Origin of the sequence: Pandoraea pulmonicola (assembly GCF_000815105.2) — a bacterium.
In the GTDB taxonomy this organism is placed as follows: domain Bacteria; phylum Pseudomonadota; class Gammaproteobacteria; order Burkholderiales; family Burkholderiaceae; genus Pandoraea; species Pandoraea pulmonicola.
The window spans coordinates 5,343,493-5,368,969 of record NZ_CP010310.2 but is presented as its reverse complement, the minus strand read 5'-3'; the positions used below and the strand labels follow the sequence as shown (position 1 = coordinate 5,368,969).

The 25,477-nt window shown below is 65.4% G+C and carries 22 protein-coding genes and 1 pseudogene; 14 read left to right on the top strand and 9 right to left on the bottom strand.

Going from position 1 to position 25,477, the window contains the following annotated elements; translation table 11 throughout:
* Positions 1-5: 5 nt before the first annotated feature.
* The 6 genes and pseudogenes from RO07_RS23135 to RO07_RS23115 all read right to left on the bottom strand — a co-directional run bounded on the left by RO07_RS23135 (position 6) and on the right by RO07_RS23115 (position 6,527).
* The gene (locus RO07_RS23135; protein ID WP_237171331.1) at positions 6-1,136 is read right to left on the bottom strand and encodes a hypothetical protein; all 1,131 of its coding nucleotides are present in this window, start codon (positions 1,134-1,136) and stop codon (positions 6-8) included.
* On the bottom strand, positions 1,136-2,317 hold the full coding sequence (locus tag RO07_RS23130) for a hypothetical protein (RefSeq protein ID WP_039406176.1): 1,182 nt from the start codon (positions 2,315-2,317) through the stop codon (positions 1,136-1,138). The genes RO07_RS23135 and RO07_RS23130 overlap by 1 nt, the downstream gene beginning before the upstream one ends.
* Positions 2,318-2,484: 167 nt before the next feature.
* On the bottom strand, positions 2,485-2,910 hold the full coding sequence (locus tag RO07_RS26820) for a class I adenylate-forming enzyme family protein (protein ID WP_335645820.1): 426 nt from the start codon (positions 2,908-2,910) through the stop codon (positions 2,485-2,487).
* 45 nt (positions 2,911-2,955) lie between these two features.
* Positions 2,956-3,995 (bottom strand): annotated as a pseudogene (locus tag RO07_RS23125) (AMP-binding protein); the annotation flags it as partial.
* A 135-nt stretch (positions 3,996-4,130) separates the two neighbouring features.
* Positions 4,131-5,528, bottom strand: coding sequence for an MFS transporter (locus RO07_RS23120; RefSeq protein ID WP_052266837.1), 1,398 nt, complete (start codon positions 5,526-5,528; stop codon positions 4,131-4,133).
* 201 nt (positions 5,529-5,729) lie between these two features.
* On the bottom strand, positions 5,730-6,527 hold the full coding sequence (locus tag RO07_RS23115; RefSeq protein ID WP_039406174.1) for a class II aldolase/adducin family protein: 798 nt from the start codon (positions 6,525-6,527) through the stop codon (positions 5,730-5,732).
* A 124-nt stretch (positions 6,528-6,651) separates the two neighbouring features.
* Between RO07_RS23115 and RO07_RS23110 the strand changes: the two genes are divergently transcribed.
* From RO07_RS23110 to RO07_RS23085, 6 genes are all read left to right on the top strand, one after another.
* Positions 6,652-7,350 carry a TetR/AcrR family transcriptional regulator gene (locus RO07_RS23110; protein ID WP_052266836.1) on the top strand — a complete coding sequence of 233 codons (699 nt, stop codon included), beginning with the start codon at positions 6,652-6,654 and terminating at the stop codon, positions 7,348-7,350.
* An 81-nt stretch (positions 7,351-7,431) separates the two neighbouring features.
* The gene (locus RO07_RS23105) at positions 7,432-8,268 is read left to right on the top strand and encodes an SDR family NAD(P)-dependent oxidoreductase (protein WP_052266835.1); all 837 of its coding nucleotides are present in this window, start codon (positions 7,432-7,434) and stop codon (positions 8,266-8,268) included.
* Positions 8,269-8,821: 553 nt separating this feature from the next.
* Positions 8,822-10,465: a flavin monoamine oxidase family protein gene (locus RO07_RS23100; RefSeq protein WP_237171330.1), complete on the top strand. Its 1,644-nt coding sequence runs from the start codon at positions 8,822-8,824 to the stop codon at positions 10,463-10,465.
* A gap of 74 nt (positions 10,466-10,539) precedes the next feature.
* Entirely contained in the window at positions 10,540-10,926 is a 387-nt protein-coding gene (locus RO07_RS23095) for a c-type cytochrome (RefSeq protein WP_039406172.1), read from the top strand.
* Positions 10,927-11,074: 148 nt separating this feature from the next.
* On the top strand, positions 11,075-11,563 hold the full coding sequence (locus RO07_RS23090; protein ID WP_039413435.1) for a RidA family protein: 489 nt from the start codon (positions 11,075-11,077) through the stop codon (positions 11,561-11,563).
* Between the two features lie 443 nt (positions 11,564-12,006).
* A complete protein-coding gene (locus tag RO07_RS23085) occupies positions 12,007-13,077 on the top strand; it encodes a porin (RefSeq protein WP_039406170.1) in 1,071 nt (356 codons plus the stop codon).
* 206 nt (positions 13,078-13,283) lie between these two features.
* Here RO07_RS23085 and RO07_RS23080 read toward each other — a convergent pair whose 3' ends face one another.
* The gene (locus tag RO07_RS23080; protein WP_052266834.1) at positions 13,284-14,693 is read right to left on the bottom strand and encodes an MFS transporter; all 1,410 of its coding nucleotides are present in this window, start codon (positions 14,691-14,693) and stop codon (positions 13,284-13,286) included.
* Between the two features lie 351 nt (positions 14,694-15,044).
* Between RO07_RS23080 and RO07_RS23075 the strand changes: the two genes are divergently transcribed.
* The 4 genes from RO07_RS23075 to RO07_RS23060 all read left to right on the top strand — a co-directional run bounded on the left by RO07_RS23075 (position 15,045) and on the right by RO07_RS23060 (position 18,251).
* A complete protein-coding gene (locus RO07_RS23075) occupies positions 15,045-16,076 on the top strand; it encodes a DODA-type extradiol aromatic ring-opening family dioxygenase (RefSeq protein WP_039413431.1) in 1,032 nt (343 codons plus the stop codon).
* 46 nt (positions 16,077-16,122) lie between these two features.
* Positions 16,123-16,803 carry an RraA family protein gene (locus RO07_RS23070; RefSeq protein WP_039406168.1) on the top strand — a complete coding sequence of 227 codons (681 nt, stop codon included), beginning with the start codon at positions 16,123-16,125 and terminating at the stop codon, positions 16,801-16,803.
* Between the two features lie 84 nt (positions 16,804-16,887).
* Entirely contained in the window at positions 16,888-17,550 is a 663-nt protein-coding gene (locus tag RO07_RS23065; protein WP_039406167.1) for an RraA family protein, read from the top strand.
* A gap of 11 nt (positions 17,551-17,561) precedes the next feature.
* The gene (locus RO07_RS23060) at positions 17,562-18,251 is read left to right on the top strand and encodes an RraA family protein (RefSeq protein WP_052266832.1); all 690 of its coding nucleotides are present in this window, start codon (positions 17,562-17,564) and stop codon (positions 18,249-18,251) included.
* Positions 18,252-18,396: 145 nt separating this feature from the next.
* Here RO07_RS23060 and RO07_RS23055 read toward each other — a convergent pair whose 3' ends face one another.
* Entirely contained in the window at positions 18,397-19,146 is a 750-nt protein-coding gene (locus RO07_RS23055) for a FadR/GntR family transcriptional regulator (protein ID WP_084072772.1), read from the bottom strand.
* A gap of 49 nt (positions 19,147-19,195) precedes the next feature.
* The gene (locus RO07_RS23050; protein ID WP_039406163.1) at positions 19,196-20,308 is read right to left on the bottom strand and encodes a CobW family GTP-binding protein; all 1,113 of its coding nucleotides are present in this window, start codon (positions 20,306-20,308) and stop codon (positions 19,196-19,198) included.
* A gap of 367 nt (positions 20,309-20,675) precedes the next feature.
* Here RO07_RS23050 and RO07_RS23045 point away from each other — a divergent pair, with 367 nt between their 5' ends.
* From RO07_RS23045 to RO07_RS23030, 4 genes are all read left to right on the top strand, one after another.
* Positions 20,676-22,001, top strand: coding sequence for an aromatic ring-hydroxylating dioxygenase subunit alpha (locus RO07_RS23045; RefSeq protein WP_039406161.1), 1,326 nt, complete (start codon positions 20,676-20,678; stop codon positions 21,999-22,001).
* A complete protein-coding gene (locus tag RO07_RS23040) occupies positions 21,994-23,016 on the top strand; it encodes a DODA-type extradiol aromatic ring-opening family dioxygenase (protein ID WP_039406159.1) in 1,023 nt (340 codons plus the stop codon). The genes RO07_RS23045 and RO07_RS23040 overlap by 8 nt, the downstream gene beginning before the upstream one ends.
* Before the next feature lie 63 nt (positions 23,017-23,079).
* Complete coding sequence (locus RO07_RS23035) at positions 23,080-24,357, top strand: Rieske 2Fe-2S domain-containing protein (protein WP_039406158.1); 1,278 nt, start codon at positions 23,080-23,082, stop codon at positions 24,355-24,357.
* 64 nt (positions 24,358-24,421) lie between these two features.
* Positions 24,422-25,441 (top strand): amidohydrolase family protein, encoded by a 1,020-nt coding sequence (locus RO07_RS23030; RefSeq protein ID WP_039406156.1) that lies wholly within the window; start codon positions 24,422-24,424, stop codon positions 25,439-25,441.
* Positions 25,442-25,477 lie beyond the last annotated feature (36 nt).

Sequence of the window (25,477 nt, the reverse complement as noted above, 5' to 3'; positions counted from 1 at the left end):
TGCAATTAACGCAAACTGAGATTGGTGATCTGGCTGGTCAATTCGCGCGAGGCGTTGTTGGCGGCCAGACGCAGCGCATTCGTGCGTGCTTCGTCTTCGGTCGGGCCGGTGCCGGCGTACTGCACGGGGCCGACAGAGGCGATGGTGTCGGGGATCGTCTGGCCGATGTCGAGCAGTTTCGCGTTGACCGTGACGGCCACGCGCATCAGTCCGGAGTTCGGATCGCGATCGGCCAGGCCGACGTCGAGCGTGCCCAGCGCGATGTACGCCATGCGTGCGACGCGCATGCCCGAGACCATCGACGCGAGCGTGGCAGGCTTCAGATCCATGCCGGTCTTGTAGTCGTTTTCGACGTTGGCGACCTTGAACTGACCGCCGGTGTACGGCTCGACCAGCGCGGCTTCGTTGACCTTGAAGCCGGCCTTGGCAAACGTCGACGTGAACACCTGCGACAGGTTCGCGCTCGGAATCAGACGGTAGGTCGTATCGGTCGCGCGACGGGTGGTGCTGCCGCCGGTTTCGATCGATGCCGAACGCTGCATCGAGGCCGACATCTTCGTGCTGGACGACGCATGGGTGCCGACCTGGTTGCCGCGAATGTTCTCGCCCTCGGTGCCTTGCTCCGAGACGTTGACCTGACCCTTGACGTCGACCTTGCCGTCGACGCGTTTGTACACCCGGTCGTCATAGGCGCGCGACGTGCCGACTTCGCGCGAGACGAAGATGAAGGCGAGCGGGGAGCGCCCGGCGGGGCCGCCCTTGGCGACGGCGGAGTTCGATTTCACGGCAAGGCGCAGATTGGCCACGTTGAGCGACACGCGCACCGCCACCGTGTATTGCTTCTTGTCCGAGTTCTCGTCTTCGGCGAGGATCGTCGAGTCGAGAATGTAGCGGTCCGGTTCGGCAAGAATCTTCTGGCGGATGGCGTCGAAGTTCTCCGATTCGGCTTCGCCCGCTTCGGCGTAGTAGAACTCCACGGCCTTCATCTGGGCGGCGGACAGGGCACGCGCCTTGTCCTCGCGTGAAATCGACCAGCCCTCGTACGTCACGGTCGCCTTGCCGCGGGCCTGCTGCACCTGGGCTGCCGCCGTCGACGCGAACATCGCGGCCGCGAACAGCAAAATCAGTTTCTTCATCACTTGCATAGCTTCATCAGTCCCATCGTCTTGTCGAGTTGTGACGAGATGTCCGACGCCGACGCAGCGGACTTCACCCATGACGTGTCCTTTCCGGCAATGGACTCGGAAAGCTTCACGAACAGACCGTTGACCGAGTCGTAGTACGCGGGGAAGTCGTCCACCCACGTCTGCGACGCCGGCACCGGCTTCACCTCGCCGTTCTTGAGCGAGGTATTGAGGTAGGTCGCATTGGTCAGCGGCTCGCGAATGGAGATGTCCGCGTAGCTGCCATAGATATAGGCGGTGCCGACCGCGTTTTCGCTGTACTTGATCTTCTTGAAGTTCTTGAGCGAAACGTCGATTTCGTAATCGGGCTGGGGCAGCTTCAGATTGAAGACCGTGCCGTCCATGACCTGCATCGACATCACGTTGCCGATCGCGTAGCCCTTGGAGTACGGGACGACGGGCACGCCGACGCGCGTGGAGATCGCTTCGCTGACCATGTCGGCGACCCACGTCTGTGCCGCCCCCGGCGTTGCGTTGAGGTACTCGGGCAGTACGGCGGCCGCCTCGGGCGTGACGTCCACGTGCGTGACCTGCAGGTAGCGCGGTGCCTGGTCCGGCAACTGCGCCGCGCTCACCGCCGAGGCGAAGCGCGTGTACAGGCCCGGTTTGTCGCCGGCGCCCTCGTAGACCATGCGCACGCGCGCCAGCACTTCGGCGCGTGTCGGCTCGTGATCGAGATTGTCGACATAGCCGAAGCTCACCGGATAGGAGCGCAGCACGGTCATCGACTTGAAATCGAAGAACAGCACCTGGCCGCGCAGCAGAACGAACAGTTTGCGAATCGCACCGAATCGTTCGACGGACACCGTCTCCGAATTCACGACGAGCGACACGACAAGCGCCTGATCGCGTCCCTTGAGCTGGTCGATCGGGCCGGTGGTGAGCTTGAAGTGTTGTGGCGGGCTCTGATTGACGGCCGCCAGCAGACGCTTGTACGGCGAGTCGCCGGACGCCTTCAGTCCGGCCTCGTAGGCGCGCGAGTAGGGGAAGCGCTTGTCGATGCTGGCGGCGTCCCCGCCATAGGCCGCACCTGCAAACGTGACTGTCTTGTCGGTCACCTGGGCCGCTGCGTGCCCCGAGACGGCCATCATCAAGACGATGGCAAGACGGAAAAGGAATCCGCCAGCTTTCATATAGTTGTATTCCACCGTGACGCGCCCGTGACGACGGGCGCGAGTGTGCGGAATACTGGAGTACTAATTGTGCGCAGTCAATCCATTGCGCCGTCATCCTGTCGAATTTGACAGGGGCGATGTGAGGCATGCAAGGCGCATGCGGGTGGGTCGAAGTGTGTCTTCACTCAACGCTTCGTTTCGCGCAGCGCGGTCTTCAGCACCTTGCCGTAATGATTTTTCGGAAGCGATTGCACACTCACGTAACGCTTGGGCCGTTTGAATCGGGCGATGTGCGCAAGGCAATGGGCGTCGAGCGCCGTGCTGTCGAACGCCGCACCGGGCGCGCAGACGACATAGGCCACCACGACCTCACCCCATTCCGGATCGGGCTCGCCGATCACCGCCACTTCCGATACGCCCTCGGCGCGCAGCAGGACTTCCTCCACCTCGCGTGGATAGATGTTCGTGCCGCCCGAGATGATGACGTCCTTCGACCGGTCCTTGAGGGTGAGAAAGCCGTCGTCGTCGAGTATCCCGATGTCGCCAGTCCACAGCCATCCGTCGCGCAAGGTCTTCGCCGTCGCCTCCGGATTGCGCCAGTAGCCCTGCATCACGACGTCGCCCCGCACCAGTACCTCGCCGGGCGTGCCCGTCGGCACCGGACGACCCGCGTCGTCCGCCACACTGACCTCCACCATGGCGTGCGCGTGCCCGACCGAGGCGAGGCGCTGAGCCCAGCGCGGATGGGACGTCGCGGCGATCTCGTCGCGCGGCAGCACGGTGATCGTCATTGGCGACTCGCCCTGTCCGTAGATCTGAACGAACTTCGGCCCCATCGCCGACAGGGCGCGTTCGATATCGGCGGCATACATGGTCCGCCGCCGTACACGATGGTCTTGAAGCCCGCCGACGATACGCCGCACGCCTGCACGTACCGAACCAGCCGGTTCACCATTGTCGGCGCGGCAAAGCACGAGAGGTTTCCGAGTGCGTTCGCCAGCGCGAACATCTCTTCGGCGTCGAACCCGCCGGAGACGGGAAACACGTGCGCGGCCGCCTGCATCATGAAGACGACGCTATAGAGACCGGCGCCGTGCGACATCGGTGCGGCGTAGAGCGTGCGATCGCCGCGCCCGACCGGATCGACGTCGGTCAGATAGCACGCCGCCATCGACCACAGGTTGCGATGCGACAGCATCACGCCTTTGGGGCGTCCCGTCGTGCCCGACGTGTAGAAAATCCACGCCAGATCGTCGTTGTCGCGCGAACGGAGCGCGTCCGCCGGCGCCGCCTCCCAGGCGGCAATCGGTGCGTCGTCCGGCGTGATGCGCTTCACTTCATCGGGCACGAATGCGCCCAGCGCGTCGAGATCGTCGGCTTCGGCCAGCACCAGTGCGGCCTGCGAGTCGTCAACGATGAATGCCGCCTCGCGCGGATGCAGCTTCGCGTTGATGGGCACGGCGACGAGGCCGGCCCACCAGATGGCATAAAGCCATTCGAGGTAGTCGGGACGGTTGCGCATCCACAGCGCCACGCGCGCACCCTCGGCAAGCCCCATTTCGCGCAGACCTTGGGCGATGCCGGCGCAGCGGCGCGCAAGCGTGGCGTAGTCATGCCGCGGCGAAGCCCCGAGATAGGTGGCGATGTGGGTGGGATGGCGCTGGGCCGCGCGAGCGAGCGTGTTGGCAATGTTCATGGCGAAGAGCGGTGTCACGATGTCGCGAAGCCGCGCGCAGCACGGCGCCCGACACCCGGTGAAAGCGTGGAGAAAGCGTGGGGGAGGTGGGCGCGGCCGGACTGCACGATTCGGCCGCGCGGCGAACTTGTGACGTCAGTGAGACGCCGGCCGTGCCGCCCCGGTGGTGGCGGCAGTGCCGGCGCCGATCGCATGCCGCGTGGTCATGGTCAGGAACACGAAGAGCAGCAGACCGTAGGCCAGCACCATGACGCCGAGCGTGGTCATGCTCGCGCCGTAGCCCTCGAAGGTGTCCTTGGCCCAGCCGGTCAGATAGGGACCGACGAAGCCGCCCAGGTTGCCGACGGAGTTCACGAGACCGATCCCGGCCGCCGCCGCGGCGCCCGTGAGGAACATGGGCGTCAGCGGCCAGAACAGGATGTTCGACGCGAGAATGCCGGCCGCGGCGATGCACAGGCCGAGGATGCCGACGTAGGGCGACGCGGCATTGCCCGCCATCACCAGTCCGACGGCGCCGATGGCCGCGGGCACCAGGATGTGCCACCGGCGTTCGCCGGTCCTGTCCGAATGCCTTGCGTTGACGACCATCGCGATGCCGGCGCACACGTACGGCACCGCGCTGAGCAGCCCGGCCCGCGTGTTGTCCAGGCCACCGATGCCCTTGATGATCTGGGGCATCCACAGCGTGATGCCGAACAGCGCCGTGATGTTGCAGAAGATCGCGAACGCCAGCAGCAACACCTTGCCGGAGAGCAGCGTCTCCATCACGCCGTACTGGCGCGTCCGTTCCTTCGCGGCGCGCTCCTGCGCCAGCGTGCGTACGAGCCATTCGCGCTGCGACTCGCTGAGCCAACCGGCCTTGTCCGGCGAGTTGCCCAGCACGAAGTAGGCGATCACGCCGACCACCACGGCGAGGCCGCCTTCGAGCAGGAACATCCATTGCCAGCCGCGCAGCCCGGCGAATTCGTGGAACGACGTGAGGATCGCCGTCGAGAGCGGCGCGCCGATGAGCACCGCCAGCGGCAGGCCGAGAATGAAGATCGCGGTCGCACGCGCCATCGCCCGTCCGGGGAACCAGAGGCTCAGGTACAGCACGATGCCCGGGAAGAACCCGGCTTCGGCCACGCCCAGCAGGAAACGCATGACGTAGAACGACGTCTCGCCCGATACGAACGCAAAGCCGGCCGATACGATGCCCCACGTCACCATGATTCGTGCAATCCAGACGCGTGCACCCACGCGATGGAGAATCAGGTTGCTGGGCACCTCGAACACGAAGTAGCCGATGGAGAAGATCCCCGCGCCGAAGCCGTAGACGGTGGCCGTGAAGCCGAGGTCGCCGTTCATGTGCAGGGCCGCGAAACCGACGTTCACGCGATCGAGGAACGCCACGATGTAGCAGAGGATAAGGAAGGGCAGGATGCGGCGAAACAGCTGGCCGATGGTCTCCTGCGCAATGCGCGAGTCGAGGGCGGCGGCGTTATCGCCGCCGGCCACCGGCTGGCTCGCCTGTGATGCGATGGTCGGGTTCAAGGGGTGTCTCCGTCATGGTTCTGATTCTGGATGCTGACGACTACCTGCTGCATGATACGAACTACCTGATGCAACTTCGCAAATTCGCAACTGCACAAACTGCACAGCTGTATTACGACCCACTGCTTTCCCGCGCGGCTGCGCGTCGCTACGGCCCGGCTGCCGATCGATCTTCCATCGACCCCGTCGGCGATGGTCCGGTCACTGCTTGTAATCGTGACCGTCGCGCTCCAACTGACGCAGCAGCGACGGCCATTCCCGGTCGCCCGAGCCGCGCAGGTCGGTCACCCACTGATGCGCGGTCAACTCGGCGATTTCGCGCGGCGGCGTGCGCAGCGCGGCGCCCGTGCTTTGCGCGAGCAACTGAGCGCGCGCCGCTTTTTCGAGATAGAACATTTCAACGAACGCGTGACCGACCGAGCGTCCGACGGTCAGGGTGCCGTGGTTGCGCAGGATCAGCGCCGCGTTGTCGCCGAGGTCGGCGAGCAACCGGTCGCGTTCGTCGATGGTCAGCGCAATGCCCTCGTAGTCGTGATAACCGAGCCGTCCCACGAAGCGCATGGCGTGCTGCGTGATCGGCAGCAGCCCTTCCTCCAGCGTGGACAGCGCCATGCCGGCTTCGGTATGCAGATGCATTACACAGGTGGCGTCCTCGCGCGCCGCATGAATGCAGCCGTGAATGACGAAGCCCGCCGCGTTCGGGCGATACGGCGAATGCCCCACGACGCGTCCGTCCAGATCGATCTTCACCAGATTCGACGCCGTGATCTCGTCGAACGACAGCCCGAGCGGGTTGACGAGAAAGTGATGCGACGGCCCGGGCACGCGCGCCGACAGGTGCGTGTAGATGAGATCGTCCCAGCCGTTGCGCGCGCACAGACGATACGCGGCGGCGAGGTCCTCGCGCACGCGCCGTTCGGCCGGTGTGACGCCGGTGTCCTCGATGACCTCCGCCGCCGGCAGATCAAAGGAGGAAAAAACTGTGTCAGACTTCAGCATTCCGTTCTCCGAGCCAACGCACCGCTTGCCGGCAAGGCCACCGGATATTTGCATCCTGTCCGGCAAGGCGGTAACGTTATTTATGAACTAAACGTTTAGTTTAGTATTTGTCTGGGCGCCACGAATGTCAAGTCAGTCGAATCCCGAATCTCCCCCGCCAGGCCGGCGCGGTCGCAAGCGCAGCGTCGAAGCGGAGCGCGCCGTGCTCGACGCCGCTTACCGTCTGCTGCTCGAACAGGGGTTGCACGCCACGACCATGGAGGCCATCGCCACTGCCGCCGGCGTGAGCAAGGCGACCATCTACAAGTGGTGGCCCAATCGCGCGTCCGTCATCATGACGGCGTTCCTGCGCGAGGCCGGGCAGGCGCTGCCGTATCCGGAGGAGTTGCAGCTCGACAGTATCTTCTCGCGACTGCTCAAGATGGCGGAAGAATTCTGCGGGCCGATGGGCGCGATGATCAGCGCCCTGATCGCCGAAGGCCAGTCCGATCCGGAGATCGCACAGGCGTTTCGCGACGGCTACGTCTCGGCGCGTCGCGAGCAGGGCGTGGAGATCGTGCGCGACGCCATCGCGCGCGGTCTGATCAAGCCAGGCGATCCCGACGTTGTCCTCGACATCCTCTACGCACCGCTCTACTACCGCCTGCTCGTCGGGCACAAACCGCTCACGCGCGCCTTCGTGCGCGAGCACGTCGACCTCGTCATGCAAGGCCTGATCGGACCGAACGGCACCGTGCCCACGCTGGCGAAGAAGACCGCCCGTGGGTCCAGGGCGGGTGGCGGTAAACCGACGCGTGCCCGGGCGCCGACAAAAAAAGCTTGACGTCTCCGATGCGCTTGCGGATAAACTAAACGGAAGGTTTAGAAAATAAAATGATGCCGCAACCTGACGGAGACGCTGTGTATGAACACTTCCCCTGCTCGCCCCAGGCGCATTTCGCTGAACGCATTGCGTGACGCACGACATGCCGTTGTCGTGACGGGAGCGAGCGGTGGTATCGGGCTGGCCGTGGCCAATCGCTTGTTCGATGACGGCTGGCATGTGGTGGCGACGGACCTGGACCTGACGCGTCTGCGCGATGTTTTCGGCGAGCGCGCCGAGAACGCGAGGATGCATCTGGCGGCGCTGGACGTGACCGATCACGCTGCTGTGGACGCACTCGCTGCGTCGCTGCAAGCGCGCGGCGGTGTCGCCGGTCTGGTGAACGTGGCAGGCGTGTTGCAGGACGTGACGCCCATGCTTGCCATGGACGACGACATGCAGCGCCGCGTGTGGGAGGTCAATTACTTCGGCGCGCAGCATTGCCTGCGCGCCTTCGCACCGCTCATGACGCGGGCCGGTGCGGGAGCCGTCGTCAACATCACCTCGATCAACGAGTTGCGCCCTTTGCCGCTGCACGCCTATTCCCCGGCGAAGGTGGCATTGGGCGCGCTCACCCAACTCGCGGCGGGCGAGCTCGGAGCGTCGGGCATTCGCGTCAATGCCGTCGCGCCCGGCTTCACGCTCACGCCGATCTTCGAAGACAAGCTCGCCACGGGCAAGCGCAGCGCGGCCGCCATCGAGGCGCACTCGGCGCTGGGGCGTCTCGTCGGCACCGATGAAATCGCCGCGGCGGTGAGCTTTCTGATGTGCGACGAATCGAGTGCGATTACCGGCGTGAGCCTGCCGGTCGATGCGGGCTGGCTCGTGAGTTCGCACTGGATGAACTTCCGGGAACTGGCGAACGCCGGCGCGACCTGAGTTCCTGAGTCGCTGCGCCATTCCTCGCGCGCCGCGCTCGCCGCGGCGCTGCCACTGATGCTGATCGCACCAACCCCCAAGCATACGAGCGCTAAGTAGTAACGCTAATATCCGAAGCCATAACACGCATATAGTATGGTCGTTATGGTGGCGGGCAAACCTAGCACAGCAGGCGAGCAAGCATACCCGATTCCCCTGAGCAGGATTGGCTCCGCAGTGCAGTGCCGGCGTGTTTCGCATTCGACCGGTCGCACGTCCCCCCGGAGCAGCGGTCGGCCGGCTCGGTGGGTGACGTTTCACGAGAAGACAAGAACCCGGCGTTACGACGGCGCAAGACCGTCGAGCTCGCTCCGGAATTCGCGCTTAAGGAGACATCATGCGGTCCTCTGGCCACTCGCCCTGAGCCTTCTCACATTCCCCCGTATTCGTTCGCCGAAGCGCTGCGTGCGCTAGACGGTTGCGCTCGTCCGCAAGGCCGTGGCGCGCCCTCGCACATCGCGCGCACGGCGTTGGCATTTGCGACAGGTTGCATCATCCACGAGTGAGGAGAGTCATGTCAGACGCGCAGCACACCACGGGTAAGACGTTCGGTTCGATGGGTTCGATCGCAGGGGCGGAAGCAGGAGGCGGGGGCGGCGGACTGCGGCGTCGGGACTTCCTGATGCGCACGCTGGCCATCGGCGGCAGCGGTCTCATGCTGGCCACGATGAAGGCATGGGGCGTTGACCTGGCTTCGGTGCGCACGTCGCCCCCGCGTCTGTCGGGCAGCGGCCGCGGCAAGCGCGTGGTCATTCTCGGCGCCGGTTTGGCGGGCATGACGGCAGCTTACGAACTGTCGAAGCTCGGCTACCAGTGCGAGATCATCGAAGCGCGCGGCTTCGCCGGCGGCCGTTGTCAGACTGCACGGCGCGGCTTCGAATTGACGGAGCTGGGCGGCGAGCGTCAGGTCTGCAACTTCGACGACGGTCAATACATCAACCACGGCCCGTGGCGCATTCCGTTCTGCCAGCAATCCACGCTGCATTACACGCGCGAGTTCGGTGTGCCGCTCGAGCTCTTCAACAACGACAACGACGCCGCCTACGTCTACAAGGAGAACATCGACGGCCCGCTCGCGGGCAAGCGCCTGCGCCAGTTCGAGATCAAGGCCGACATGCGCGGCTATACCGACGAGCTGTTCGCCAAGACACTGCGCGCGGGCAAGCTCAACGATCAACTGAGCGAAGCCGACAAGACGCTGCTGCTCGACTATCTCGTGCACGAGGGCTACCTGAACAAGAAGGATCTCGACTACAAGGGCACCTCGGCGCGCGGCTACAAGACCTACCCGGGCGTGCAGGCCGGCGTGCTCACCGATCCGCTGCAGTTCGGCGATCTGCTCAAGTCGAAGCTGGGCAACATCTATCGCTCGGCCAACGACATCGAGCAACAGAAAACGATGCTTCAGGCCGTGGGCGGCATGGACCACATCGCAAAGGCCTTCGAGAGCCGCACGAGGAAGATGATCCGCTACAACACCGAAGTCGTGAGCCTGCGCAACACCGACGGCGGTGTGGTGCTGCAGTGCAAGGATACGCGCACCGGCGCGGGGCGCACCGTCAAGGGCGACTTCTGTCTGTGCACGATTCCGCTGTCGGTGCTCAAGCAGATCGACACCGACTTCTCCGATGGCTTCAAGGACGCCATGCAGGTTGCTTACGAGCCGGTCGGCAAGCTGGGCGTGCAGATGAAGCGACGTTTCTGGGAAGAGGACCACTTCATCTACGGCGGTCACATCCAGACCGATATCAAGGGCGCCACGCTGATCTCGCTGCCCTCCACGAACTGGCAGGGCAAGAAGGGCACGCTGCTGTCCTACTACAACTTCGGTGCGATGGCCGCGCAGGTGAGTGCGATGTCGCTCAAGGATCGGACCGACTTCGGCCTGGCGGCCGGCGAAAAGGTGTTCCCGGGGCAGTACCGCGATTCGGCGGAGTCGTCGTTCTCGGTGGCGTGGCATCGCGTGAAGTACAACCTCGGCGGCTGGGCGGACTGGAGCGAAGCCGGCCGCCGTACCGCGTATCCGCGTCTGCTCAAGGGCGAGGGCCGCACGCTCCTCGCCGGCGAGCACATGAGTCACCTGAATGGCTGGCAGGCCGGCGCCATCGAGTCGGCCTGGTATCAGATCGAGCAGCTGCACGCGCGCCTGAACGCGTGAGGCGAGCGAGTTCGCACTTTCGTTTTTTGCAGCAAAGTCAGTGGCAGTCAGAAGAAAAGTATAGGAGTGAGGCAATGAAAAAGTTGTGGTCGATCGCGTTGCTGGGACTTGCGGCCGGTATTTCGCACGCGCAGACGCCCTCGGGCAAAACCCTTTTCGGCAACAACTGCGCCGCCTGCCACCAGGCGGGCGGGCAGGGTATTCCCGGCGCGTTTCCCGCGCTCAAGGGCGCCAAGTTCGTGCTGGGGGATCCCGCCAAGGTCGTCGAGACCGTGATCGGCGGACGCGGCGGCATGCCGACGTTCAATTCGTCGCTCAACGACACGCAGATCGCCGCGGTCGTGACTTTCATTCGCGGCGAATGGGGCAACAGCGCGGCTCCGGTAACGGTCGAGCAGGTCGCGGCCGTGCGCAAGACCGTGGCGGCGAAGGAAGCGGAAGGCGGCACCAAGGGCAACTGACGTTCGCGGCGTGCCGCGGGGTATGACGCGGCACGCCGGTTCGAAGCAGTACCCGGCAAGCCACGGCGACAGTCACGCGTCGGTGAATCCGGCGCGCGTGGGCACGCGCGCGCCATCGTTTCAACAACCTTCAGGAAGCAATATGACGATGTCAGCAAATGCTTGGTGGAAGATCGCGGCGCTGGGCGCCGCCATGTGGTGGACGCACGCGGCCGGCGCGCAGGAGGTGGTGCGCCACCTGCCGAAAACACCGGGGCCGCTCGCTCTGGCTGTCGAAGTTCCGGCCAATGCCACCACGGTCTATTTGAGCGGGCAGGTTCCCGAGAAGCTCGAGGGCGGCGGCTACGGCAACACGGAACAGCAGACCGTGAGCGTGCTCAAGCGGATTCAGGCCCTGCTCGCGACCATGAATCTCGGCATGAAGGACGTGGTGAAGATGCAGGTATTCCTCGTGGGCGACCCCGCGAAGAACAACGTGATGGACTTCGGTGGCTTCATGAACGGCTACTACCAGTTCTTCGACAAGAACGGCCAGAACCTGCCGGCACGCTCCGTGCTGCAGGCGGCGCGCCTGGTCGACCCGGGCTGGCTGGTGGAAATCGAAGTGATCGCTGTGAAGCCGGCCGGCGCGAAGTAAGCCGGGCGGTAGCGGTAGACGGGCGGTGCGTGCCGATGCGGGCATCGCTTGTCGCGGGAGTTCGGAAAAATGCGACGCTCCGGGCATGGAGCGCCGCGCCTCCGAATCACTTCAACGGCGCGCAGGACGCTTGCCATTCAGGAGGGTGCCACGACGGAAAGCATACATCAAAATAATTAGGTATACAAATTTATAGTCGCGACAGGGAGACTGGCGGCGCTCGAACGCGCCGGACGGTCGGGGGTCGTCATCGTCCGTCATTGGCTTCGCCAGCGATATGGAGACAGGCGAGGAAGAGGTGTATCCGCAGATGCACGACAATTAATTAGTTATACGAAATATATTGCCGATGTTTGCGGAATGGACGGCGAGTGGCGCAGGTCGCGGCGGTGCTATCATGGCCGGCCGCTGCAGGGCGGTTGGCGCATTGGGGAAGGCATTAAATGAAGACATGGGCATTTCCTCTGGCCGCCGGGGCGTTGATCGCCTCGCCGGCGTTCGCGCAATCGAGCGTGACGATGTTCGGCGTGGCGGATGCGAGCCTTCGCTATCTGTCCGGCGCCACCCGCGACAACAAGAGCACTTTCGCGCTCACCGACGGCGCCATCTCGCAAAGCCGTTGGGGTATCCACGGCAAGGAAGATCTCGGCCAGGGCATGAAGGCGCTGTTCATGCTCGAAGGCGGCTATCACCTGAATAACGGTACGTCGCAGCGCAACGGCAAGATCTTCAACCGCAAGGCCTATGTCGGCCTGGAAGGCGACTACGGCAAACTCACCGTGGGTACGCAGGACAACCCGCTCTGGGAACTCCTGATCGAGGGCTGGGATCCGCTCACCGTCGGCAACTACGACCAGAACGAGTGGATGCCCGTCGTGTTCGGCACGAACGGTCCGAACGGCGCGAACAACGCCGTCAAGTACATGAAGCGGTACCAGGACATCCAGTTCGGCCTCGAGTACATCGTCGGCGGCGTGGCAGGCAGTACGGCGCGCAATTCCGGCTATGTGCTCTCGGTGGCGTACGTGGGCAAACCGTTCGGCATTGCCGCCAACGTGCTGCAGAACCGCGACATCCAGGCCAACACGCAGATGATCTACAACCTGGATCTCAAGTACGAGTGGGGGCCGGCCACGCTCACGCTCGGCTACTACAACAGCAATGACAAGACCGGCTTCGTCGACGGCTTCCTCTCGGGACGCGGCGTGGCCGGCGGCCCGAACCCGCGCAAGGACAACGCGTTCTTCGCCGGCGTGGCGTATCAGGTCTCGAAGCCGCTCACCCTGTCGGCAGCCTTCTACTACGATCGCGCGACCAACGTGAACGGCGTGACCGGCGATGCGGGCAAGGGATCGCGCGAGACCTACGTGTTGCTGGCCGAGTACTGTTTCTCACGGCGCACCACGCTGTACGGCACCGTCGACTACAGCGTCGGCCACGGAGCGCAGCGCGCCGAATTCCCGAACGGGAAGGACCAGACCGGCGTGGGTATCGGTTTGCGACACCGCTTCTGAATCGAATCCCCTGAAGGCATCAGGCGTCGTACCTTCACCACCGCGAATTTTGCGGTGGTTTTTTTATGGGGACGGGGAAACGGATCGCCATGGCCGGCGTGAGGGAAGGCAAAGCAAAGCAACGGAAAACGCGCCGCTGTCCGAAGACAGACGGCGCGCTGTGAAAGGCAGTGCCGCGCAGCGAGGGGCGGTGCCGCCCCGGGGCGTTATTCGAAGTTTCGACGTCGGACCTGCACCGCGACGAGACCGTACATGACGGCGGCGATCGCCGTGCAGCCGCAGAACGTTGTGATGATGGCGTAGCCCATGGCCATCGGACCCGAGAAGAACAGGTGCGAGATGGTGGCGGCGACCGTGGGGCCGAGCGCCAGCCCCAGCAGGTTCTGCACGAGGAAGAACAGCGACGAGAGCTTGCCCATCATGCGTCCGGGGGTGATCTGCGCCATCGTCGCGCCGGCGGACGATGGAATCGGACTGGCGAAGAAGGTGTGGCAGACGTACAGCACGACGGCCAGTGCATGGTTGTCCGTGAAGGCCAGAAAGAGGGTCGCCAGGCACGAGAGGAACGTCGAAACCATCGCCACTTCGAGCGGTGCGGCACGGCGTCCGCGGCGCGAAAGCCGGTCCATGACGGCCCCGAGAATGACGAGCCCGGCGGGCACCGATACCATCATCAGCGGCCCGAGCATGCGGCCGATGCTCGGCAGCGGCAATTGCCAAGCGCGCGCGATGACGGTCGGCAACCATGCGTTGAAGCCCGAGATCGCCATGGCATAGAGCGTGGCGGCCACCCACAGCGGAACATACAGACGCCACTCGCTGCGAACGAAGCGAAGCGCATCGCGGTAGCCGGGGGCATCCGTGCTCTGTTGCTTCGCGGGCCGCGCCGGTTCGCGCAACGTGAGCATCAGCAGCGCGAGGGGAATACCCACGAGACCGGGCACCACGATCACGAACTGCCACGGTCGGAGCGAGCCGAGAATCGGCCAGTGCGCCACATCGCCGCTTTGCGACACGCTCAGCAGCATGCCGCCGACGAAAAGCGAAAAACCGACGCCAAGCATCGGTCCCATGTGATAAATGCCGAACGCGCGCCCGCGCCGGTCCGGCGGAAAGGTGTCGCGAATCATCGAATAGGCCGCCGGCTGCAGCGCGCCTTCGCCGATGCCGATGCCGGTGCGTCCGAGAAAGAGCTGGAGGTAGTTCGATGCGAAGCCGCACAGCACGGTCATCGACGACCACACGAATACGGCCCAGCCGATGATGCCGCGCCGGCTGAACCGGTCCGCGAGATAGCCGGCGGGAATGCTGAACGTGCTGTAGAGCACCACAAACGAAAGCCCGAGCAGCAGGCTCATCTGAAAGTCGCTGACGCCGAGCTCCTGCTTGAGCGGACCGACCACGAGCGAGAGCGACGAGCGATCGATGAACGACAGCACGAAGATCGCCGTGAGCACGATCAGCATGTACCAGTCGCGCAGACCGACGCGGCGGGCCGCGGGTTGGGCCGCCGCTGCGTTCGATGCGGCGGATGAGGATGGCGCCGCCGGCATGGCGTGCGCGGGATCGGGCGGGGGCGCGTTCGCCGGTCGGGCGTCCATCGCGGATTGGGTCATGTCTGTCTCCAGTATCGTTATCGTGGTGAGTGTTGCGCGCGACTTGCGGCTCATGAACGAATGCCTGTCCACAGGACGGCGCGACATAACACGCATACTATATGTCTGTTGTGATCAGTGTCAAACCCGACGAAAAAATATCCGGCGGGGCGTTGACAAGCCAAACGCAACCCGCCTATTCTTCGTCAAAACACGCATACAGTAATACTGATTGAGCGGCGATTCGACGCTCAATCGGTTCGACCGACATCCCCCTTTTTGTCACGGATGCCGGCATAAGGAGACACACATGAGGCAGGCAGGAGTCGTGCATTGGCGCCATGCGTCGGTGCCGTGCCGGGAGGCGCGCTGATGGCACGGATCGTTTTTGCGATGGGATGTTCGCACGGGCCGATGCTGGCCACGCCGCCGGACATGTGGCATCTGCGCGCCGGCGCCGACCGCAAGAATCCGCAGCACTGGTTTCGCGGCGAAGCGCTGTCCTACGATGCGCTGCTCACCGCGCGTGCACACGAGGCGCCGCGATTTGCCGAAGCCATCGAGCCCGAGGCGAAGCAGGCGCGTTTCGACGCCTGCCAGCGCGCGCTCGACACGCTCGCCGAGCGCTTCGCCGCCGCGCGGCCGGACGTCGTGATTCTGCTCGGCAACGATCAGCGCGAAGTCTTCAAGGAAGATCTGACGCCCTCGATCACCGTCTACGCGGGCGAGCGCATCGAGAACATTCCGCTGACGCCTGCGCAGGTCGAGCGTCTGCCGCCGGGCGTCGCCATCGCCGAAGCGGGGCATTGTCCGCCGGAGGGCGCCACGTACCCGGGGGCGCCTGGGGTGGCGGACGCCCTTATCCGCTCACTGTGCGACGCGCACTTCGACGTCGCCCGGTCGGCACGCCTGCCGGGCGGCGACGATCGCCAGCACGGCATTCCGCATGCCTTCGGCTTTCTCTACCGGCGCATCATGCGCGACGTTCCGCCGCCGAGCGTGCCGATCTTCCTCAATGTCGGCGTGGCGCCGAATCAACCACGCGCGGCGCGCTGCCTGGACTTCGGCCACGCGCTGCGCGCCGCCATCGAGCGCTTGCCCGGCAATATGCGCGATATGCGCGTGGCGGTGCTGGCTTCGGGCGGGATGACGCATTTCGTCATCGACGAGGCGCTGGATCAACGCGTGCTGAGCGCCTTCGCGGCGCGCGACGAGGCCGCGCTGGCCGAAATTCCCGAGCCGTACTTCAACGGCAACACGGCGGAGATCAAGAGCTGGTATCCGCTCGCGGCTGCGATGCACGACCTCGACTGGCCTATGACGCTCGTCGACTACGTGCCGTGCTATCGCACCGAAGCGGGAACCGGCAACGCGATGGCGTTCGCCTACTGGGCGCCCGCCTGACGCGCGATCGCTTCCGATTCCTCACCTCACTTTGCAAGGACACGCCATGAACGCTTGCACCGACGCCGTCTCGCGGCTGCGAAAACTCGATGCCTGCGCCGTCTCGGACGCGCTCGACAAACTCGGGTTGCCCAGCACCGTCAGTCATTTGCCGCAGCGCGCGGGCTCGCGCCGTATCGCCGGGCGTGCGGTCACCGTGAAGCTCGTCGCCGCGGCCGATGCGCCGCCTTCCACCGGCGCGCCCCGTCACCTCGGCACGACCGCCGTGATGCTCGCGGGGGCTGACGACATCATCGTCGTCGAACAACGCACGGGCCTCGACGCCGGCAGTTGGGGCGGCATCCTGTCGCTCGCCGCCGTGCAGCGCGGCATTGCCGGCATCGTCGCCGATGGGCCGGTGCGCGACATCGACGAGGCGCGCGACTACGATCTACCGGTCTTCTGCCGCGCGCTGACGGCGCGCACCGCACGCGGCCGAGTTGCCGAAGCGGGCACCAACGTTGCGATCAACGTGGATGGATTCACGGTCGCGCCCGGCGACTACGTGATCGCCGACAACAGCGCCGTGGTCTTCGTGAGCGCCGCGGACATCGACCGCGTGCTGGCCGCCGCCGAACAGATCGCGGCGCGCGAAGCCGCCATGGCCAAGTCGCTGCTGGCCGGACAGCCCGTTACCGAGGTGATGGGGGCGAACTACGAACACATGCTGCACGACGCCGCCGCCTGAGCATCGGGAAGCGACGCCAAGCGGCAGCACGCCACGGCAAGCGACGGCAAGCGACACGCCGGACACATCATCAGGAGACATGCCATGACACAACCGCAAGACACGAACGTCACCCGCGCGGCGGCGCTCGACACCGCCACGCTGAGCGACGCGCTCGACCGGCTCGGCATCGCCGGGCAATGCCATCAGGTCAAAGCACGCGACAGCCGCTACCGCATGGCGGGTCGCGCCTATACGCTGCAATACGGCCCGGCCAGCACGCCGCCCGGGACCGTCGGCGACTACATCGACGACATCCCGCCCGGCACCGTGCTCGTGCTCGACAACGGCGGGCGCGAGGACTGTACGGTGTGGGGCGACATCCTCACGGAGATCGCCCATCGACGCGGCATCGCGGGCACCGTCATCGACGGCATCTGCCGCGACGTGTCGCTTGCGCTCGAACTGGGCTACCCGATCTTCAGCCGCGGCAACTGGATGCGCACCGGCAAGGATCGCGTTCAGGTCGAGTCGGTCGGCGTGCCCGTCAACATCGGCAACGCGCGCGTGAATCCTGGCGACATTCTGCGCGGCGACGCCGACGGTGTCGTCGTGATTCCGCGGGAGCACGAGGCCGCGGTGCTTAACGCGGCCGAGACCATCGACGCCGCCGAGCGTCACATTCGAGATGCCGTGCGCGGCGGCAAGCGACTCGACGACGCGCGCAAGGAACTGGGCTATCACCAACTGCAAACGCGCCAACGCTAAGGAGACGACGCATGGACGCCACATCGCTCACGTCGCAATATCCTTTCGCCCGTTTGCCGACGGTCAACCTCGACTTCACGCGACCCGACGCTGCCAGCCTTGCGCGCGTGGCGGCGCTGCCTGTGGCCACGCTTCACGAAGCCGCGGGCAAGATCGGCGCGCTGCCGGCGGCGATCAAACCGATGGCGCCGTCGTTTCGCGTGTGCGGTCCGGCGCTGACGGTGGACGCGCCCCCGGCGGACAACCTCTGGCTGCACCGCGCACTGGCGCTGGCGAGCCCGGGCGACGTGCTGGTCGTACGCGTCGCAGGTCACTACGACGCCGGCTACTGGGGCGAAGTGATGTCGACGATGGGCCGCGCCAGGAAGCTGGGCGGACTGGTGATCGACGGTTGCGTGCGCGACGGCGCGATTCTCGAGCGCTTCGGCTTCCCCGTCTTCGCGCGAGGGTTGTGCATCCGCGGTACCGGCAAGGACTTCGCCGCGCGTGGATGGATCGGCTATCCGGTGCGCTTCGAAGACATTGTCATCCAGCCGGGCGACGTGGTCGTGGGTGACGCCGACGGTGTCGTGGCGCTGCCGCAGGCGTCGCTCGATGCAGTGTTGAGCGCCGCGCACGAGCGGGAAGCGAAGGAAGCGGAAATCATCCGGCGGCTGGAGGCGGGCGAAGCGTCGCTGGACATCTACGGCTGGAACCGCTGACGGCGCGTTCCTGTGAGCGGGCGGCGGTCGAACCGATCGTTGCCGCGCTCGCCATCGGGCAGTGCCGGCTCGCTTGGGGGTGAGCCGGTTTTGCGAACCGCGTCGGGGGACGCGGTTCTTTTTTTGCCGGAACCCGCGCCGGAAGTCAGCGCTTGGCCGCGGCCTTCGCCGCCGCGTCGCGCGCGGCCAGGTACTTCTCTCGCAACACGGTGAGGTTCTGCGACACCACCTGGCGTGCGGCTTCGTCGTTGCGAGCGCGGATCGCGTTGAGCAGCTCGCGGTGGCGCTTGATCACGCCCTTGGCCACCGTCTCGGTCGTGTACGGCGTGAGCGAACGGTACAGCACGTGCACGATCGCCTGCATCATCGCTTCGAGGAAATGGTTGTGCGACGCATGCGCGACGGTATTGCGAAACGCCATCGACGCCTGCGTGAACTCGTGCTGCGTGCCCACCAGTGCCTGCGCGTTCTCCAGCGCCACTTCGAGCGCCTCGATGTCTTCCGCCGTGGCTGCCTGTGCGGCAAGTCCCGCGACGGCGACTTCTATCGTGAACTGCGCGTCGAAAATCTCCTCGGCCGACATGCCCACGAGCTTGAGCTGAATGGCCAGGGCTTCGGAGAAGAGCGCCGGATTGCCCTGGGCGATGCGCGCGCCGCCGCCGGCGCCCGTGCGGATATCGACGACGCCCAGCGCCTGCAGACGACCCAACGCCTCGCGAATCGGCAGACGGCTCACGCCGAACTGCGTGGCGAGATCGTTTTCCGAGCCGAGGAAATCACCCGGGGCGAAGTGCCCGTCGAGCAATGCCTCCTTGATCTGACGTTCGACGCGCATGGCGGTCGATTCGGCGCGGCCGAGTTTCCAGACGGGTGTTTCTGTTTTTTCTCGTGGCATGGGATTCCTGGTCGTTTTGTCGGCAACAAGATACTACATTGCGCATAGCCTATGTGGGTACGCACTGCGCGTGTGCCAGATGTGCGAGCAGGGCTTCGCGCGGCACGTTGCGCATGATGAAGACGAAGCGCGAGCATCGTCCTGTGTTCGTCGGGCCGCCGTCCGAGGGCCGTGCAGGCCATGCGGGCAGGGTCTCGGGCGGATGCAGGCGATGCTGCACGCCGTGGACGACGACAGGGCCGGCTTCTCCGCACACGTCGGCCAGTCCCTTCAGTCGCAGCATATCGGCGCCGTGATGAAACGCCACGGCGCCGAGCCAACTGCTCATGACGTCCCACTCGAGTGGCGCCTCCAACGTGATGCAGTGGGCCACGACATCCGAACGGTGCGAAGGCTCGGTCCCCGGCATCAGCCGGAGCGGGCCGCAGTCGACGCAATCCTGTGCGCCGGGCACACCGTGCGTGCGGCACACGGATCGATAGCGCGGCGCGGAGGCATCGTGCCAGCGCAGCGTGTCCTCGGCGACGTGGCGCGCGGCGTGCATGCCCAGCCCGAGCACTTCCGACGGCGCGATGCGACCGTGCTCGCACAGACGCTGGGACGCGGCGGGGTTGTGCTCGGTCAGCGTGGCCTGTAGCGCGTCGAGCCCCTCGTCGTCGACAAGATCCGTCTTGGTAATGAGCAACCGATCGGCGAGCAGGACCTGACGCTGCGCCTCCGGTTGCTGCGCGAGCTGCGTAAGCGCGTGCACGGCGTCCACGGTGACGATGACGGCGTCGAGCACGAAGCGTCGCGAGAGGGCGGGATCGCGCAGCAGCATCGCCACCACGGCGCTCGGATCGGCCAATCCGCTTGTCTCGATGACCACGCGCGAGAATGGCGCGATGTCGCCGCTGCGCAATTGCGCGTGCAGCGACAGCAATGTTTCGCTCAAGTCGTCGCGCACGGCACAGCAGACGCAACCGCTCTCGAGCAGCACCGTATGGGCATCGAGCGTCTGCACGAGCAGATGATCCAGCCCGACTTCACCGAATTCGTTGACGATCACCGCCGTGTCGCGCATGCCGGCGTGACCCAGCAACGAGCGCAGCAGCGTGGTCTTGCCGCTGCCGAGAAAGCCGGTGAGGAGCGTGACCGGCAAGCGGTCCGGGGTGGCTGGCACGGCGGAGTCGCTGGATTCGGTGGACGCTGATGATGGGGAACGAGGCAGAAAATCGGACGTTCGGAACATGGTCGTCGCAGCGTAGGGCACGCTTTGCCGAGTGACCTCGATGCCGATCAAACGGTGCGTGCAACGGTGTATAATACGCATACAGTATGTTTGTAAGCGTGTCTCGTCAATAGGCGAAACCGCCTAAACCCGCGGGTTTTCGCGCCGTCGCCGGGGCGTCGGCAGGATGTGAAGCGAGACGTGGGAACGCAATTCGCCCGACAAAGGGCGTTGACATGCAAAATAAACACGCATACAGTATGCGCAAATGCATCGTCGATAGCGGTGCGCATCCCACAAGAAACGGACGGAGACATCCATGCTCAGCGAGGCAAAGAACCAGTTGTTGACGCAAGTCGGGCCCGGCACGCCGATGGGCGATTTGCTGCGACGTTACTGGCATCCGATCGGAGCCGAGAGCGAGTTCGACGAGATTTCGGTGCGCCCGGCGCGGCTGTTCGGCGAGGACCTCGTGCTCTACAAGGATCTGTCGGGCAACTACGGGTTGGTCGATCGTCAGTGCCCGCACCGTCGCGCCGACCTGGCCTACGGCTTCGTGGAGAAGTGCGGTCTGCGCTGCAACTATCACGGCTGGCTGTACGACGAGAAGGGGCAGTGCACCGAGCAGCCATACGAGGACATCGCCAATCCGCAGGTGCGTCTGAAGGATCGCATCAAGATCAAGTCGTACCCGGTGCAGGTGAAGGCGGGGATGATCTGGGCTTACATGGGACCGTTGCCCGCGCCGCTCGTGCCGACCTGGGAGCCCTTCACCTGGGCGAACGGCTTTCGCCAGGTGGTGATCTCGGAGGTGCCGTGCAACTGGTTCCAGTGCCAGGAAAACTCCATCGATCCAGTGCACTTCGAATGGATGCATTCGAACTGGAGCGTGCGCCTGCGCGGCGACACGGGCCCCTACGCGCCGACGCACACGAAGCTGGGCTTCGAGGAATTCGAATACGGCCTGATCTACAAGCGCGTGCGCGAGGACACCGACGAGAAGCATCCGCTGTGGGCGGTCGGGCGTCTGGCGTTGTGGCCGAACGTCTTTTGCCTGGGCGACCACTTTGAATGGCGTGTACCGATCGATGACGAGAACACGCTGTCGATCACCTGGGCGTTCAACCGCGTGCCGCGCGAGCGCGAGCCGTACGTCCAGGAGAAGATTCCGGCATGGTACGGACCGGTCAAGGACGAGGCGACCGGTCAATGGATATCGAGCCACGTGATGAACCAGGATTTCGTCGCGTGGGTCGGCCAGGGACGCATCGCCGACCGCACGCGGGAGAACCTCGGCGCGAGCGACCGCGGCATCGCCATGTTGCGCCGCCACTTCTTCGACGAACTCGATGCCGTCGCGCAAGGCCGCGATCCGAAGGGGCTGGTGCGCGACGAAGAGAAGAACGTCCGCATCGATCTGCCCGTGGCGGCGCGCCGGCTGTTCGTCGACGGCTTGACGCGCGACGAACTCAAGGCGCATCCGATCATCGGCAAGCATCTCAAGGAATACGCCTTTCAGGCAGGACAGCCCGAAGCGGTGAAGCGCGCGTTCCACGATGCGATGGGCGTGCGTGTCGACGAGCACGGCAACGTGGTCGACGCCGAACTGCCGTCGCAGCCGCCGCGGGACATGCGCCATGGCTAAGATCGTGCTGGCCGTGGGCACGTCCCACGGCCCCATGCTTTCCACACCGCCCGCCGACTGGGACTTGCGCGTGCGCGCCGATCACGCCGAGCCGGCCCATCCGTTTCGTGGCCGGACGTACGGTTTCGACGAGTTGGTGTCGCTGCGTGCCGGCGAAAACCTTGACGCGCAGGTCGCGCTGGCCGCGCGCGAGGCGCACGCGGCGCGTTGCGCGACGGCGCTCGAGACACTCTCTCAGGCGCTGCACGACGCCGCCCCCGATGTCGTCGTGATCGTCGGCAACGACCAGCGCGAAGTGTTCGGGCCCGCCATCACGCCCGCGCTGTGGCTCTACGGCGGCGAGTCCGTTTTCGACGAGCCGGTAAGCGCCGCGCGTCTGGCGAAGATGCCGCCGGGCATCTCGATCTCGTCGGCCGCGATCAAACCGGGTGTGCGCACAGAGTATCCGGCGCATGCGCCGCTGGCGCGGCATCTGGCGACGGCGTTCACCGATCGCGGACACGACATCACGCTCTCGACCGAAGTCCCGCAACGCGGCAACGAGGGTCCGACCGGCATGCCGCACGCCTTCGGCTTCGTCTATCAACGGCTCATGCACGGGCGCGTGCCGCCGCATGTGCCGATCATGCTCAACACGTTCTATCCGCCGAATCAGCCACGGGCGACGCGCTGCGTCGACCTCGGGCTGGCGCTGCGCGACGCGCTGCATGTGTGGCCGGACGACGCCCGCGTCGCGTTGATCGCCTCGGGCGGGCTGAGCCATTTCGTCATCGACGAAGCGTTCGATCGGGCGTTGCTCGACGCGATGGCGCGGGCCGACACCGCTTACCTGCGCGGCATCGACGAAGCGCTGCTGCAGTCGGGCACCTCGGAAGTGAAGAACTGGCTGCCGGTCATTGCGGCGGCGAACGCCGAAGCGATGATGATGCAGCTGGTCGATTACGTGCCGTGCTACCGCTCGGCGGCGGGCACGGGCAACGCCATGGGCTTCGTGCTCTGGCACCCGGCCGACTAAGGCCATCGGTCGCGCACGCCCCGCAGAGGGCGACGCGCCGGCCCCACCTGCAAGGAGGCAGGCATGCTTTCCAGGCAAGACAACGAAACCCTCACGAGCGTCGGTCCCGGCACGCCCATGGGCGAACTGTTCCGTCGCTTCTGGCTGCCCGCGTTGCTCTCCGAGGAGATCGCCGAGTGCGACGGCGCGCCGGTGCGCCTGCGCTTGCTGTGCGAGGATCTCGTCGCGTTTCGCGATACCGAAGGGCGCGTGGGCATCGTGGACGCGTACTGCGCGCATCGCCGCGCCGGGCTTTTCTTCGGCCGCAACGAAGACTGCGGCCTGCGCTGCGTCTATCACGGCTGGAAGTTCGACGTGAACGGCCAGTGCGTGGAGATGCCGTCGGAGCCGCACGACAACCCGCAAACGCATAGCGTTCGCATCAAGGCGTATCTCACCGCCGAGCGCAACGGCGTGGTGTGGGTCTACATGGGACCGCGCGAGTCGGTGCCGGCGCTGCCCGACTTCGAATGGTCGCGTCTGCCCGAGCGCCAGCACACGGCCACCAAGCGTCTGCAGTCGTGCAACTGGGCGCAGGCCGTCGAAGGCGGCATCGATTCGAGCCATATCTCGTTCCTGCACAGCCGCACCGAACCGGTTGCCGGCGCACCGAGCAATCGCTATCACGCTTCCGACCGCCATCCGGTGTTCGAAGTGAGCGACGCCGAGCACGGTCTGGTGATCGCCGCGCGTCGCCATGCCGAGCCCGGCACGTACTACTGGCGCGTCACGCAATTCCTGCTGCCTTGCTACACGATGATTCCGCCCGTGGGCAATTTCACCGAGTCGAGCCAGGAGCCGTACGACGGCCACGCCTGGGTGCCGATCGACGACGAAACCACGTGGACCTGGTCGTTCAGCGCGAGTCCCGCGCGCGTCTATCGCGACGAGGAAATGGCGTTTCGCGGCGGCCGCCAGGGATTCTGGGGGCCGGTCGACGAAGGCTACCGGCCGTTGCTGCACCGTGACAACGACTATGGCATCGATCGCGCCCGGCAACGCACGTCCAACTTCACCGGCATCGAAGGCATCCCGAATCAGGATGCCGCCGTGCAGGAGAGCATGGGACCGATCGTGGACCGCTCGCAGGAGCGTCTGGGCGCGTCCGACCGCGGCATCGTGCGTTTTCGCCGGCTGATGCTCAAGCTCGCGCGCGAGCTCGAGCAGGGGCAGGCACCCGCATGCGCGAACGACGGCGCGCGCTACAACGTGCGTCCCGTCTCGATGCTGTTGCCGCGGGACGTGCCGGTGCTCGACGGCGCCGCCGCGCTCATGCGGGGCGCACCGACGCAACCGTCGTGACGTCTCCTTTCCTTTTCCATCCTTTCCATCGCAACCCAGTCTCAACCCGACACCGGAGTTCAGCATGATCATCGATTGCCATGCCCACGTGAGCGCACCGACCGAACTGTGGGCCTACAAGGCCAGCCTGCTGGCGAGCCGCGGCTCGCACGGACGCGGGCGCATCAACGTGTCCGACGACGAGATTCGCGCCGCCGCCAACCGCGCGGAAACCTGGCCCAAGGGACATCTCGACTACATCCGCGACCATGGCACCGATCTGCAACTGGTGTCGCCGCGTCCGTTCCAGTTGATGCAGTCCGAGAAGCCCGCGAAGCTGGTGCACTGGTTCACCGAAGAGTGCAACAACATCATCTATCGACAGACGCAACTGTTTCCGCACACGTTTGCCGGCGTGGCGGGGCTGCCGCAAACCGCAGGCGACCCGATCGAGCAGGCGCTGCCGGAGCTCGAGCGCTGCATCAACGAACTGGGGTTCGCCGGGTGCCTGCTCAATCCCGATCCGTTCGAGAACGGTGTGGCCGAGGCGCCGCCGCTGGGCGATCGCTACTGGTATCCGCTCTACGAGAAGCTGTGCGAGCTCGACGTGCCCGCGCACATCCACGGCACGGGCTCGCGCTCGGAGCGCGTGCCGTACTCGCTGCACTTCATCAACGAGGAAACGATCGCCGTATTCGGCCTGGTGAACTCGGATGTCTTCAAGGACTTCCCGAACCTGAAAATCGTGGTGAGCCACGGCGGCGGTGCGGTCCCGTACCAGATCGGTCGCTTCGATGCACCGACGCTGCGCCGCCCGAATGGCCAGCGCTTCTCGGAGCGTCTGCGCAATCTCTACTTCGACACGGTGCTCTACACTGAAGAGGCGCTGGCGCTGCTGATCAAGACCGTGGGCGTCGACCGTTGCCTGTTCGGCACGGAATGCCCAGGGGTGGGCTCGGCCGTGAACCCGGCAACGGGGCGTTCGATGGACGACGTGCGCTCGCTCATCGACAACCTCGACTGGCTGAGCGCGGACGATCGCCGCAAGATCTTCGAGGACAACGCGCGTCACGTCTTCCGTCTGCCGGCGAAGGCCGCGGCATGACAGTCGACCTGCGACGCGGCATTGCCGGCCCCTGAC

What these genes read in the sequence shown, in the direction of transcription:
- RO07_RS23135 (WP_237171331.1), bottom strand. Translation starts at nt 1,136, where the DNA reads ATGAAGAAACTGATTTTGCTGTTCGCGGCCGCGATGTTCGCGTCGACG.
- RO07_RS23130 (WP_039406176.1), bottom strand. Translation starts at nt 2,317, where the DNA reads ATGAAAGCTGGCGGATTCCTTTTCCGTCTTGCCATCGTCTTGATGATG.
- RO07_RS26820 (WP_335645820.1), bottom strand. Translation starts at nt 2,910, where the DNA reads ATGCAGGGCTACTGGCGCAATCCGGAGGCGACGGCGAAGACCTTGCGC.
- RO07_RS23115 (WP_039406174.1), bottom strand. Translation starts at nt 6,527, where the DNA reads ATGCTGAAGTCTGACACAGTTTTTTCCTCCTTTGATCTGCCGGCGGCG.
- RO07_RS23110 (WP_052266836.1), top strand. Translation starts at nt 6,652, where the DNA reads ATGTCAAGTCAGTCGAATCCCGAATCTCCCCCGCCAGGCCGGCGCGGT.
- RO07_RS23105 (WP_052266835.1), top strand. Translation starts at nt 7,432, where the DNA reads ATGAACACTTCCCCTGCTCGCCCCAGGCGCATTTCGCTGAACGCATTG.
- RO07_RS23100 (WP_237171330.1), top strand. Translation starts at nt 8,822, where the DNA reads ATGTCAGACGCGCAGCACACCACGGGTAAGACGTTCGGTTCGATGGGT.
- RO07_RS23095 (WP_039406172.1), top strand. Translation starts at nt 10,540, where the DNA reads ATGAAAAAGTTGTGGTCGATCGCGTTGCTGGGACTTGCGGCCGGTATT.
- RO07_RS23090 (WP_039413435.1), top strand. Translation starts at nt 11,075, where the DNA reads ATGTCAGCAAATGCTTGGTGGAAGATCGCGGCGCTGGGCGCCGCCATG.
- RO07_RS23085 (WP_039406170.1), top strand. Translation starts at nt 12,007, where the DNA reads ATGAAGACATGGGCATTTCCTCTGGCCGCCGGGGCGTTGATCGCCTCG.
- RO07_RS23080 (WP_052266834.1), bottom strand. Translation starts at nt 14,693, where the DNA reads ATGACCCAATCCGCGATGGACGCCCGACCGGCGAACGCGCCCCCGCCC.
- RO07_RS23075 (WP_039413431.1), top strand. Translation starts at nt 15,045, where the DNA reads ATGGCACGGATCGTTTTTGCGATGGGATGTTCGCACGGGCCGATGCTG.
- RO07_RS23070 (WP_039406168.1), top strand. Translation starts at nt 16,123, where the DNA reads ATGAACGCTTGCACCGACGCCGTCTCGCGGCTGCGAAAACTCGATGCC.
- RO07_RS23065 (WP_039406167.1), top strand. Translation starts at nt 16,888, where the DNA reads ATGACACAACCGCAAGACACGAACGTCACCCGCGCGGCGGCGCTCGAC.
- RO07_RS23060 (WP_052266832.1), top strand. Translation starts at nt 17,562, where the DNA reads ATGGACGCCACATCGCTCACGTCGCAATATCCTTTCGCCCGTTTGCCG.
- RO07_RS23055 (WP_084072772.1), bottom strand. Translation starts at nt 19,146, where the DNA reads ATGCCACGAGAAAAAACAGAAACACCCGTCTGGAAACTCGGCCGCGCC.
- RO07_RS23045 (WP_039406161.1), top strand. Translation starts at nt 20,676, where the DNA reads ATGCTCAGCGAGGCAAAGAACCAGTTGTTGACGCAAGTCGGGCCCGGC.
- RO07_RS23040 (WP_039406159.1), top strand. Translation starts at nt 21,994, where the DNA reads ATGGCTAAGATCGTGCTGGCCGTGGGCACGTCCCACGGCCCCATGCTT.
- RO07_RS23035 (WP_039406158.1), top strand. Translation starts at nt 23,080, where the DNA reads ATGCTTTCCAGGCAAGACAACGAAACCCTCACGAGCGTCGGTCCCGGC.
- RO07_RS23030 (WP_039406156.1), top strand. Translation starts at nt 24,422, where the DNA reads ATGATCATCGATTGCCATGCCCACGTGAGCGCACCGACCGAACTGTGG.